This window comes from Bacillus sp. FJAT-27986 (assembly GCF_001685035.1).
GTDB lineage: Bacteria > Bacillota > Bacilli > Bacillales > Pradoshiaceae > Pradoshia.
In genome coordinates this window covers 919,889-932,099 of sequence record NZ_MAYV01000001.1, presented here as the reverse complement: position 1 = coordinate 932,099, position 12,211 = coordinate 919,889, and the positions used below count along the sequence as shown (strand labels likewise).

The 12,211-nt window shown below is 35.8% G+C and carries 11 protein-coding genes and 1 pseudogene; all 12 read left to right on the top strand.

Features of this window, described 5'->3' with window-relative positions:
* Positions 1-340 precede the first annotated feature (340 nt).
* The 12 genes and pseudogenes from A8L44_RS04510 (at position 341) to A8L44_RS04455 (ending at position 11,945) form a co-directional block, all read left to right on the top strand.
* On the top strand, positions 341-937 hold the full coding sequence (locus A8L44_RS04510; protein WP_066102428.1) for a protein kinase domain-containing protein: 597 nt from the start codon (positions 341-343) through the stop codon (positions 935-937).
* Between the two features lie 225 nt (positions 938-1,162).
* A complete protein-coding gene (locus A8L44_RS04505) occupies positions 1,163-1,495 on the top strand; it encodes a zinc ribbon domain-containing protein YjdM (RefSeq protein WP_066102117.1) in 333 nt (110 codons plus the stop codon).
* Positions 1,496-1,767: 272 nt separating this feature from the next.
* Positions 1,768-3,141 (top strand): annotated as a pseudogene (locus A8L44_RS04500) (alkaline phosphatase); the annotation flags it as partial.
* Positions 3,118-3,384 (top strand): Ig-like domain-containing protein, encoded by a 267-nt coding sequence (locus tag A8L44_RS19545; RefSeq protein ID WP_257468990.1) that lies wholly within the window; start codon positions 3,118-3,120, stop codon positions 3,382-3,384. The pseudogene A8L44_RS04500 and the gene A8L44_RS19545, both read left to right, overlap by 24 nt.
* A gap of 702 nt (positions 3,385-4,086) precedes the next feature.
* On the top strand, positions 4,087-4,986 hold the full coding sequence (locus A8L44_RS04490; RefSeq protein ID WP_066102108.1) for an EamA family transporter: 900 nt from the start codon (positions 4,087-4,089) through the stop codon (positions 4,984-4,986).
* A 643-nt stretch (positions 4,987-5,629) separates the two neighbouring features.
* Complete coding sequence (locus A8L44_RS04485) at positions 5,630-5,989, top strand: ArsR/SmtB family transcription factor (protein ID WP_066102105.1); 360 nt, start codon at positions 5,630-5,632, stop codon at positions 5,987-5,989.
* 1 nt (position 5,990) lies between these two features.
* Positions 5,991-8,117: a heavy metal translocating P-type ATPase gene (locus tag A8L44_RS04480; protein ID WP_066102102.1), complete on the top strand. Its 2,127-nt coding sequence runs from the start codon at positions 5,991-5,993 to the stop codon at positions 8,115-8,117.
* 103 nt (positions 8,118-8,220) lie between these two features.
* Complete coding sequence (locus A8L44_RS04475; protein WP_066102425.1) at positions 8,221-8,805, top strand: HAD-IIIA family hydrolase; 585 nt, start codon at positions 8,221-8,223, stop codon at positions 8,803-8,805.
* Positions 8,771-9,214: a GNAT family N-acetyltransferase gene (locus A8L44_RS04470; RefSeq protein ID WP_066102099.1), complete on the top strand. Its 444-nt coding sequence runs from the start codon at positions 8,771-8,773 to the stop codon at positions 9,212-9,214. Before A8L44_RS04475 ends, A8L44_RS04470 begins: the two co-directional genes overlap by 35 nt.
* Before the next feature lie 39 nt (positions 9,215-9,253).
* Positions 9,254-9,727, top strand: coding sequence for a methylated-DNA--[protein]-cysteine S-methyltransferase (locus A8L44_RS04465; protein ID WP_066102096.1), 474 nt, complete (start codon positions 9,254-9,256; stop codon positions 9,725-9,727).
* A 123-nt stretch (positions 9,728-9,850) separates the two neighbouring features.
* Positions 9,851-10,690, top strand: a complete 840-nt coding sequence (locus tag A8L44_RS04460) for a MerR family transcriptional regulator (RefSeq protein WP_066102093.1) — start codon at positions 9,851-9,853, stop codon at positions 10,688-10,690.
* Between the two features lie 73 nt (positions 10,691-10,763).
* Positions 10,764-11,945 carry an MFS transporter gene (locus A8L44_RS04455; protein WP_066102090.1) on the top strand — a complete coding sequence of 394 codons (1,182 nt, stop codon included), beginning with the start codon at positions 10,764-10,766 and terminating at the stop codon, positions 11,943-11,945.
* Positions 11,946-12,211 lie beyond the last annotated feature (266 nt).

The following is a 12,211-nucleotide window of genomic DNA, read 5'->3' as shown; positions in this document are numbered from 1 at the left end:
ACATTATCAAAAAGTAATCTGGAATATTCTAATATACAGATTTTCAAATCTTTTCACCTATCTTATCAACTGTTTACCAGTGCTGAAGAAAAAATGGATATTGTTAATTTGGACATCTCTAAATGAATAGTTTTTTTTACCCAATAAATAATATAAAGCAGAAATTTTAATTACTTCAAAGGTATATAGTATAATGATACTAATTCTTAATATTAATAAAGGAAGTCCCCATTTCAAATAAGCCTAGATAGTTTTGGACTTATATGATATGGGGTTTTTATTTTAAAATGAGGTGTTTACTATATCCTATAAAGCTTTAGCAGATAGTGTAGAGATTGAAATGAATGGATCTAAACCAAGATTAATTAAATATAGCCAGAATCTAATACTAATAGGTACAGGCAGGAGTGCTTTTGTATTTAAAATTAAAGATAAGGATTTGGCTTTAAAAATATATTTTCCTCATAAAAAGAGAATAGCCCTTGAGGAAGCGACCATTTACCATAAATTGCAGCATATAGATTATTATCCGTCGTTATATGATGATGGTAATAATTATATTATCATTGATTTTATTGAGGGCTATACATTGTTTCAATGTCTACAAAAAGGTATTTTTGTACCTGAAGAGAAAGTTAAAGAGATAAGCAAAGCTTTAAAAATGGCGGAGGAAGTTGGATTAAATCCCGCTGATATACATCTTAAAAATATTATCATTACTTCTGATGGAGGAGTAAAAGTGATTGATGTTGCTCGTTTCATGCAACAGGAAAAAGATAACCAGTGGAAAGATTTGAAGAGAGCGTATTTTCAGATGTACTCAAAAAAATATTTCCCTAAAAAAGTTCCAACCTTCATCCTCAATTTGACGTCATTCATTTATAAAAGAAGATTTCTCCCAAAGCCAATACGGGTTTTATTTGATTCTACCGAGTAGATATTTTGTGCGTACAGTTGAAAGGGAGAGTCATGAAGCAAAAATGTTAAATAGAAACCTTATTTTAACTCAACCTAAATATATTGTGGCTATTTACCAATAAAACACTACTTTTAAAAGGCTCGTTGTCATGGTTATAATCTACTTTATGGATAAACATGAAAATATGTAAAATGCGAATACTATTAGTGTATAGATAGTATTAATTGCTCGGAGGTTAATAATATGACAACATTGCCAAATTGCCCTAAATGTAATTCTGAATACACATATGAAGATGGTCCGCTTTTAGTTTGTCCGGAATGCGGGCATGAGTGGACGTTAGAATCTGAAAGTGAAGATGTGAAAGTGTATAAAGATGCTAACGGGAATATTTTAAATGATGGTGACACTGTTACTGTTATCAAAGATTTAAAAGTAAAAGGAAGCTCCTCGGTTTTGAAACAAGGTACTAAGGTGAAGAATATTCGTCTCGTGGATGCTGATCATGACATTGATTGTAAAATCGATGGCTTCGGACCAATGAAATTAAAATCAGAATTTGTTAAGAAAATCTAAATAATCTTTTTAAAAAGGCGTTCAACAAAATATTTGTTGAACGCCTTTTTGCTGTGATTAATGTTGAAAAGTGAGAAAATAGTAGGTCTTTTAACACGTTATGTCATGTAAATGTAATATTTATAAAGATACTTATGAATTTAGTAGCAAAAAATGTAAATAAAAATATACAGATAACAAATTTTAACATAATCTTATATATTCTGTAACTTTATTCCAATAATTAACATGTATACTTTATGATAGTTAAACTATTTTAGGGAGTGGATGAATTGAAAGCGGTTAACAAAAAGGTTTTATCTGTATTTATAGCGCTATGTTTGCTTATTGGTTTAAGTACCGGTTTTCTATCTCTTGAAAAAAAAGAACATGCCGAAGCGGCAGGAAAGAAAAAAACAGAAGTTAAAAATATCATTTTTATGGTGGGGGATGGAATGGGAGTCCCATTTTTAGCTGCTCACAGATATATGAAAGATAATCCAAACACAAAAATAATCGAAAACACAACATTTGATTCATATTTGGTAGGCATGCAAACTACGTATGCTGATGATGAGGAACAAAACATTACTGACTCTGCTTCAGCAGCAACAGCTATGTCTTCAGGTGTTAAAACATACAATGCAGCAATCGCTGTAGATGTTCATCAAAATGAAGTTAAAACGGTCCTGGAAGAAGCTAAAGCGCTTGGGAAATCAACCGGACTTGTAGCTACATCCGAATTAACACATGCAACACCAGCATCTTTTGGAGCCCATGATATTTCCAGGCATAATATGAATCAGATTGCCGATGATTATTTTGATGAAATGATTAATGGAAAACATAAAGTGGATGTTATGTTAGGTGGCGGACTAAAGAATTTTGTACGCACTGATCGTGATCTAACAGAAGAATTCCAAAATAAAGGATATAGTTACGTTACAAATAAAAACGAAATGAGTTCGGATAAAAATAAACAGATTCTAGGGTTGTTTGCGGATGGTGGCCTTCCAAAAATGATCGATCGTACTAAAGAAATCCCATCATTAAAAGAAATGACAAATGTTGCAATAAATAAATTAAATAAAAATAAAGATGGATTTTTCTTATTGGTAGAAGGGTCGCAAATTGACTGGGCTGCGCATGATAACGATATTGTAGGTACAATGAGCGAAATGGAGGATTTTGAACAAGCATTTAAAGCTGTAATAGAATTTGCTAAAAAAGATAAGGAAACTTTGGTTGTCCTTACTTCAGACCATTCAACTGGTGGATATACTATGGGAGCAAACGGAGAATATAATTGGTTTCCTGAACCGGTCCAAAGCGCAAAAAGAACCCCAGACTTCATGGCAGCAGAAATAGCAGCCGGTAAATCTGTTGAAGAAACACTAAATAAGCATAGTGGCTTAGAACTAACGAGTGAAGAGCTAGATACGGTAGTGATAGCTGCTGAACCGATTGACGGTGTAAAAGACGTTACAAAAATTGATAATGCGATTGAGAACATTTATAATGCACGTTCAAATTCAGGTTGGACAACAAGCGGACACACTGGGGACGATGTGGCAGTCTTTGCATATGGACCTAAAAAAGATAGATTTAGTGGTTTAATAGATAACACAGACCAAGCAAAATTTATTTTTGATATTCTAGAAGAAAACAGTCCATACCTACCGCTGACAATCGAAGATGTATCCAGTAAGTCTACCAAAATAAAAGGAATGACTGCACCTGGAGCTACCATTTCTGTTAAAGTAGGAAAAGAGACAATTGGTTCTGGAAAAGCTAATGAAAATGGAGAATTTATAATTAATATCAAGAATCAAAAGGCTGGTAAAGAATTAACAGTATTAGCGAAGAATAAAGATAAAAGCAGCAAGGTTGTTAAATTACTCGTAAAATAATTACAAAAAAGACATTGCGATTTTGTGCAATGTCTTTCTTGTTTTTAGGAATGTTTTTATATTAGCGTTTAATTAGTTGGTTAAAAGAAAAATTATTAAAAGGAGAATTCTCAAAAGAAGATTAGAGTTTATATTTTACATTCAAAGAAATAGTCATTATAATCTAAATGGAATGCTAAAAGCTGCAGAGCAAGTGTGTGGCAGGTGGATTTTTGAATGTTTTGTTTTCGCCACCCATCCCTTTATAAGGGGTGGGTGTTTTTTATTTTGGCCAGCTTCAGCTCCTAGGTCCTCGAGACATAAGTGTAGCTGCTGCAGGAGAGAAAAAAACGCTCTCCTTACGCACCTCCTCTTATGCTTGTCGGACCTGGGCAGTCGCTTCAGCTTTATATTTAATCCAGCTTCAGGGCCTAGGAGCTCGGGACATAGCAAAGCCACTACGGGGATGAAACTCCCTCTGTGCCTTTGTCTTATACTCCTCGCGGGCCTACAGGATGTAGGTCATGAAGACGTTGCCACAGGACGTGGCGTTCTTAGTCTTCGTTCCTTGAGTTTTAGCTTTATATGCAATCTAGCTTCAACGGCTAGAAACTCAGGACATAAGCATAGCCTCTACGGGGGATGAACCTCCCCTTCGAGTCTCTTTCTTATGCTCCTCGTTTCTGAGCGAGCCGTTTCAGCTTTTTATTTTAGGAGGTTTTTATGGGGATTTGGAGATATGCTTTACTTGTTTTTTTAGGCGGTTGTTCGTATGGGGTGGTTTCTACTTTTGTGAAACTTGCCTATGGGGAAGGGTTCACTCAGGGTGAAATTACAGGTAGTCAGTATTTGTTGGGTGCTGTTATGCTGTGGATTGTAGCATTATTTGTACCTAAGGTTAAGTTGTCAGGTAAGCAAATAATAATTTTATTAATCAGCGGCTTCCCAATGGGACTGACGGGAATCTTTTATAATAAATCGCTGACCTATGTAGATGCATCGTTTGCCATCATTTTGCTTTTGCAATTTACATGGATTAGTTTTGTATTACAATATATTTTCGATAAAAAGGCTCCTGGTAAGAAAAATATTATTGCCACTGTGATCATTTTATTAGGATCCATTCTTGCATCAGGTATCTTGGCAAGTAATGGCGAAGTTTCATTAGTGGGTATAGTTTGGGGACTCCTATCTGCGACATCATTTGCCTCTTTCATTGTAGTAAGTGGACGCAGCAATATCGAAATTCATCCTATTTATAAGAGTGCATTTATGACAACGGGGGCAGCGTTACTCATTTTAATCGTATTCCCGCCAGTATTCCTTCTAAATGGTACATTGATGGATGGCTTATTTATATATAGTATAGTTGCAGGTTTATGTGCTTCCTTAATTCCTCCTATATTCTTTAATATAGGTATGCCTAAGATAGGAAGTGGGCTCGGGACTATCTTAAGTGCTTCAGAATTGCCTATGGCTGTATTAATGTCTGCTCTTGTGCTTAATGAAGTAGTAACTGGAGCACAATGGATAGGCGTAATTATTATTTTATGCGGAATTGCTTATCCGAATATGAGGATGCGGTGGAACCGTGAAATTCAAAATGAACCGATTGAATTGTAATATTAATTTTTTGTACAATAAAGATTTACTTAGTTCAATTTAGAGGCTGCCGACAATGTCGACAGTCTTTTTTTTTGTAGATATCGCTTAGCACGAAAACTTCCAGGACTTTAAAGCAGGAGAACTTCCTCGGTGTCGTCAATTAAAATATGGTTTCATCCTGATTGCTTAATTTAATAAAAAAAGGGAAAAAAATAATAATTAGTATAGCAATTGTTCCGCTTAAATAACCCAACCCCAATATAAAACCTCTATCTTTAAAAGATACATATTGCTTGTTTTTGCAGCTTGGACAATCCTTTCCTTCCTTAGTAAAGCCGAGTGACCAAATGTCTTTAACTTTCCACTTGAAATTACAGTGTGTACACCTTGCCAACAATCCATCAACCCCATCTCTATTCTTTGTTGGATTACAGGGCATTTCTGTATTTCATTTTACCATCAAATCAAAATTATTGGGAAAGTAGGAAGGTTAGAAAATAACCGTATAAGATTATACCTGCGAGAAAGTAAAGGAAATAGACTTTTGCTCAAATAATAAAATAACCCAAACCTTTTTCAATATTCAAACATATATTTGAATGATAAGTAGAAGGGATATATAATATAATCAAACGAAGGTTTGAATGAAGAGGGTGAAATAATGAGTAAAAAGGATACATGTGATGTATACGGGTTTGATCAAACTAAGGTTGATCGCATAAGGACAGATATACAAAGAGAAAATTTGTCCAGCGTTGCTCAATTATTCAAAGCGCTAGCTGATGAGAATAGAGCGAAAATAACGTATGCTTTATGCCAGGATGAAGAGCTATGTGTTTGTGATATAGCGAATATTATTGGTTCATCAGTTGCGACTGCTTCTCACCATCTAAGGACTCTTTATAAACAAGACATTGTTAAATATCGAAAAGAGGGCAAATTAGCTCTATATTCATTGGATGATGAACATATTAAACAAATCATCATGATTGCCTTAACGCACAAGAAAGAGGTGAAATGAAATGAATGAACATGTAAAAACAGATCAAAAAACATACCGTATTGAAGGGTTGAGTTGTGCTAATTGTGCCAATATATTTGAGAACAATGTAAAAAATCTAGATGGAGTCAAAGAAGCTAAGGTGAATTTCGGAGCATCCAAGATTTATGTGCAAGGCTCAGCTACAATTGAAGATATAGAAAAAGCGGGTGCTTTTGAGCATTTAAAAATACGAGATGAAAAAGAGAAAAAAATCGAAAAGACTCCGTTTTGGAAACAGAAAGAAACCTACAAAGTTTATATCTCAGCTATATTAATAGTGATTAGCTGGTTTTTAGGCCAGATATATGGTGAAGATCAGATAATTCCTACAATTGGATATGGAGCAGCGATTTTAATAGGTGGTTATACCCTTTTTATAAACGGCCTGAAAAATTTAGGGAAATTAACCTTTGACATGAATTCCTTGATGACCATTGCCATTATTGGTGCAGCGTTGATTGGGGAGTGGAGTGAAGGAGCTACTGTAGTTGTCCTTTTTGCCATTAGTGAAGCATTGGAGCGTTATTCAATGGATAAAGCGCGACAATCGATTGAATCTTTAATGGATATTGCTCCGAAAGAAGCCTTGATTAGGCGTGGGCATCATGAAATTATGGTGGATGTCGAAAATATTGTGATCGGTGACGTCATGATTGTAAAGCCGGGACAAAAAATAGCAATGGACGGTAAAGTGATAAAAGGAACGTCAACTTTAAATCAGGCAGCCATTACGGGTGAAAGTGTTCCGGTTTTTAAAGCCATCGATGATGATGTGTATGCGGGTACATTAAATGAAGAGGGATTGCTCGAAGTAGAGGTTACAAAACGAGTAGAAGATACAACATTATCTAAAATCATTCATTTAGTAGAAGAGGCTCAAGCGGAAAAAGCTCCTTCACAAGCTTTTGTAGATAAATTTGCTAAGTATTACACCCCTGCAATCATCGTGATTGCGTTCTTAATTGCCATTGTACCTCCATTATTTTTCGGTGCGGAGTGGAGTGCTTGGATTTATCAAGGGTTGGCTGCTTTAGTGGTAGGCTGTCCATGTGCTTTGGTTGTATCTACACCGGTTGCTATTGTAACAGCCATAGGGAATGCTGCTAAAAATGGTGTTTTGATTAAAGGTGGTATTCATCTTGAAGAAGCTGGACATTTAAATGCAATAGCCTTCGATAAAACAGGTACCCTTACAAAAGGTATCCCTACTGTAACAGATTATATCGCCTTTGCTGAAAATAAAAATGAGTTATTCATGATTGCTGCTGCAATAGAAAATGGTTCACAGCATCCATTGGCCTCAGCGGTAACAAAAAAAGCTGAAGAAATGGGTCTGAGTTATAAAGATATAATCGTGGATGAATTTCAATCCATTACAGGTAAGGGAATAAAGGCTAGCGTTAATAAAGAAACGTATTATGTAGGAAGCTTGCACTTATTTGAAGATTTGTTAATGGATCAGATTAAAACAGAGCAAAGGAATCAGATTCAGTCACTTCAAACCCAAGGTAAAACGATGATGATTCTTGGTACGGAAAAAGAAATATTAGCTATCATTGCAGTGGCTGATGAAGTGAGGGAATCCTCTAAAGAGGTTATTAAGAAGCTTCATCAAATTGGAATACAAAAAACGATTATGCTCACAGGAGATAATGAAGGAACAGCAGCAGCAATTGGTCATGAAGTTGGTGTTTCAGATATAAAGGCTGACTTACTACCAGAGGATAAATTAAACTATATTAAAAATCTCCGTAAAAGTAATTTGCGTGTAGCTATGATTGGAGATGGAATTAATGATGCTCCTGCGCTGGCTGCAGCTAATCTTGGTGTTGCCATGGGCGGTGCTGGAACAGACACAGCCTTGGAAACAGCTGATATAGCTTTAATGTCTGATGATTTAAGTAAATTGCCATATACAATTAAGTTAAGTCGTAAGGCGCTGACCATCATCAAACAAAACATCACCTTCTCATTGGCAATTAAAGCGATTGCCCTATTATTAGTCATTCCAGGCTGGTTAACATTATGGATTGCTATCTTTGCTGATATGGGTGCGACGTTAATCGTGACATTAAATAGTTTAAGATTGTTGAGAGTGAAAGAATAGAGACGATGCAGGAAGCAATTTGCTTCCTGTTTTTTATATAAAAGGATTTTGTAATTGATATATAGAAATTGTAAGAAGAAGGGGATTATATATTATGAATAAGATAAATAAAATTGAAGCAGTTTTTATTGATCGAGACGGAACAATAGGTGGAGATGATACGATTCATTATCCGGGTAAATTTGAGTGTTTTCCCTTTACGCATTCTTGTATCGAGCAGATTAAAGAAAATAATATAAAAATTTTCGCATTTACAAATCAGCCAGGGATTTCTAGAGGAATGGCAACCGAGCAAGATTTTATCGATGAGTTAAAAGGCTTTGGTTTCGATAATGTTTTAATATGTCCTCATTCTCCGGAAGATGGATGTAAGTGCAGAAAGCCAGGGATAGGAATGTTATTGAAGGCTGCTTCTAAACATCTATTAAACTTAGAAAATTGCATTGTGATTGGGGATAGATGGAGTGATATGGCAGCAGCTAAACAGGCAAATTGTTTAAAAATACTTGTAAAAACGGGATCAGGACATGCGACATTATTGAAACATCAGAAAAAAATTAAGAGAATGACAATAGAGTATATTGCTGAAGATTTAAAGGATGCTGTGCAATGGATTTTCCAATCACTAATTAATCAAGAGGAGGATAAAATAGTTGGAAATTTATCAGGCCACTCTAAAGAATCGTGAAGGGGTTAGCCAATTATTTAATTCGTATCGAGAATTTTATCATCAACCAAGTGATTTTGATGGTGCAATGACTTTTATTAGTGAGCGCTTAGAAAAGAGGGATTCAATTATTTTTGTGGCTGTGAATCATAAAAGGTATGTGGGATTTATACAGCTTTACCCGTCGTTCTCCTCTATTGCCATGAAACGAACTTGGATACTTAATGATTTGTATGTTATACAAGAAGCAAGACGAGAGGGAATTGGACAGCTGTTAATGGATGCAGCTATTAACTTATGCACGGAAACGGGGGCAAAATCATTATCCCTTCAAACAGCACCTGACAATGAACAAGCGCGAAGACTGTATAAAAATAATGGTTTTACTTTAGATAATGAGTATGACTCATTTATTAGGTATTTTAGATAATAATGAACAGAATGATTAATGTAAAGGAGGATATTTTAGGTGGGGAATAAATATGCCTATTATTATACGACGCTAATAGGTAAAGTAGGAATCGCAGAAGATGGGATCGGGATTACAGATGTGTTTTTAGGTGAAAAGCCAATAAAAGCTGAGATTAAGGAAACACAGTTAATTAAAGAAACTGTTATGCAACTGGAGGAATATTTTAAAGGGGAACGGCAACAATTTTCTGTAAAACTGAATCCTCATGGTACTCCATTTCAACAGAGTGTATGGAAGGAATTATTGCAGATTCCTTATGGAGAGACAAGAAGCTATAAACAGGTGGCAGAGAGGATAGGGAATCCTAGTGCCTCTCGAGCAGTAGGAATGGCGAATAATAAGAATCCGATTTTTATTATCGTTCCCTGCCACCGTGTAATCGGTGCTACTGGAAAATTGGTCGGTTATGGGGGTGGACTTGATATAAAAGAGAAGCTTTTGGGACTGGAGTTTGAACGGATTACAAATTAAAGGTGATTCGAGCAGATTGCATTGATTCGTTTAGAATCAGTTTTATTTTGGCTTATAAACGGTCTTTGATAGTCTATAATGAAGTATATCTAATTGCATGAAAGAGACAATAAGGAGTCAGAAATGGAGAAACAATATTTTTTGATTGGTGAAGTGTCAAAGCTTACAAATACATCCGTTCAAACACTACGGTTTTACGATAAGATTGGCTTATTTAAACCTTCCTATACCGATCCTGATAACCAATACCGATATTATAGCAATACGCAGCTGTTTTATTTGGATATCATTAAATCACTGAAGCATGTCGGAGTCCCGTTGAGTGAGATAAAATCTGTATTACAGTTATCAGCGGGGGAGATGGCTGAATTTTTAGATGCGCAGGAAAGTAAAATTGAGCAGCAGCTGCGTCGGCTGGAGGATGTTAAGGCCATTCTGCGTTATAAGAAGAAGCAAATACTAAATCAACCCTCTCCTGAACAATTAGAAAAAGTGTATATAAAAAAATATGATAAACAGCGTATTCTTACTTATAATCAGGCACCTTCATCTGCCACTATTATTCCAGTAAAAGAATACGGCCATTTAATGAAAGTATTAGAAGACCATGGGACGGTATTTGATAGTGTCTATTGTGCGACGTATCCATTAAAAAAATATGATTCTATGCTAGATTGGCAATATACATCTATCTTTACACCAGTTCTCACGGACGAGGAAATCACGGTCTCAAATAAATATATGGAGATTGGTGAATTACCTGCCGGTGAATACGTATGTATTGCCTTCCATTCAGCAGAAGGAGTATATGAATCCTCTTATGAGACGCTTTATTCTTATATTATAAACAGAAAAATACCAACTGAAAAAATCGTCTATGAGTTGTATATGCCTTTTACCGATACGGCAGTCAATGAAGATGATTTTATCGTTGAATTGAAAGTACGAATAAAATCTACTTGACCCTATAGTAACTATAGGGTTTATTTTTATTAGTAGGAATTATAAACTAGTATACAAGAAAAGGAGTAAAACGATGTCAGGCAGCAAGAATCAGAATAAAGTACTTATCCTTTTATTAAGTAATATGTTTATTGCATTTTTAGGGATTGGCCTTGTAATACCAGTTATGCCTACACTTATGCGAGAACTTAACCTCGATGGCACGATTATGGGCTACCTCGTTTCAGCGTTTGCGGTCGCACAGCTCATTTTCTCACCATTTGCAGGGAAATGGGTGGATTTATACGGACGTAAGCGTATGATTATAATCGGTATGTTTTTATTTGGCATATCAGAGTTGATATTCGGTTTGGGAGAACAGGTATGGGTACTGTTCCTGTCCAGAATTTTAGGTGGAGTTAGTGCGGCATTTATTATGCCTGCAGTAACAGCATTTATCGCAGATATTACCACAATGAAGGAACGTCCAAGAGCATTGGGGTATTTATCAGCAGCAATTAATACAGGCTTTATCATTGGACCGGGAATTGGTGGTTTCTTAGCGGATATAGGTACGCGAGTGCCTTTTTATTTCGCCGCTGGACTAGGGATTTTCGCGGGAATCTTCTCCATTTTAATGTTGAAGGAACCTGAGCGCACAGTAGAAACGAATTCTTCAAAAGAAGTACCTGGCAAGAAAGGATATCATAAGCTATTTACGATTATTTACCTTATTCCGTTCCTAATTATCTTATCATCTTCACTTGGTCTATCTACCTTTGAATCTATGTATAGCTTATTCGTTGATCAAAAATATGGCTTCACTGCTAAAGATATAGCGATGCTCATTACGGTTAGTGCCATATTAGGAGTCATCGCACAAGTATTTTTATTCGAGAGAATTACAAGAGTAATCGGGGAAATATGGCTGGTTAAGCTATGTTTACTGGTAGGAGCTGTTTTTGCGTTCCTTTTAACAAGAGCATCCGCTTATTGGAGCGTGTTGGCGGTAACGTTTATGGTATTCCTTGCTTTTGACTTAATCAGACCGGCAATAACGACTTATCTATCTCGTATAGCCGGAAAAGATCAGGGATTTGTCAGTGGTATGAACTCAGCATTCACGAGTGTTGGGAATATTATCGGACCGGCAATTGGTGGGATTTTATTTGATATTGATCTCATCTACCCATATATTTTTGCGGCTATATTATTGGGAATTAGCTTGCTGATTTCCTTTGTATGGCGTGAAAGGACAACGGAAGTCCAGTCATAGATTGATTGTATTAGAGGCAAACCAGCTGTGTTTTTTTGCGCGGCTGGTTTTATTTTTAAAGTACTTATGGGCAATATCACTGTATTGATTTTCTTAAAACTCATTTTTCTATCTCCTTCAGCATATAATCGTGTAGTGAAGGAGGTCCGCCCAATAATCGGACAAGCATTTTTGAGGTATTATAAAGAGACATAGATAGTAATCGACGTTTCAGTTCAATCGTAAGATTAAGATATAAACTTTTTCAAACGTGATTCACAGAGAGT

Excerpts from the sequence above, each read along its gene's own strand:
- A8L44_RS04510 (WP_066102428.1), top strand. The coding sequence starts at position 341 with ATGAATGGATCTAAACCAAGATTAATTAAATATAGCCAGAATCTAATA.
- A8L44_RS04505 (WP_066102117.1), top strand. The coding sequence starts at position 1,163 with ATGACAACATTGCCAAATTGCCCTAAATGTAATTCTGAATACACATAT.
- A8L44_RS04490 (WP_066102108.1), top strand. The coding sequence starts at position 4,087 with ATGGGGATTTGGAGATATGCTTTACTTGTTTTTTTAGGCGGTTGTTCG.
- A8L44_RS04485 (WP_066102105.1), top strand. The coding sequence starts at position 5,630 with ATGAGTAAAAAGGATACATGTGATGTATACGGGTTTGATCAAACTAAG.
- A8L44_RS04480 (WP_066102102.1), top strand. The coding sequence starts at position 5,991 with ATGAATGAACATGTAAAAACAGATCAAAAAACATACCGTATTGAAGGG.
- A8L44_RS04460 (WP_066102093.1), top strand. The coding sequence starts at position 9,851 with ATGGAGAAACAATATTTTTTGATTGGTGAAGTGTCAAAGCTTACAAAT.
- A8L44_RS04455 (WP_066102090.1), top strand. The coding sequence starts at position 10,764 with ATGTCAGGCAGCAAGAATCAGAATAAAGTACTTATCCTTTTATTAAGT.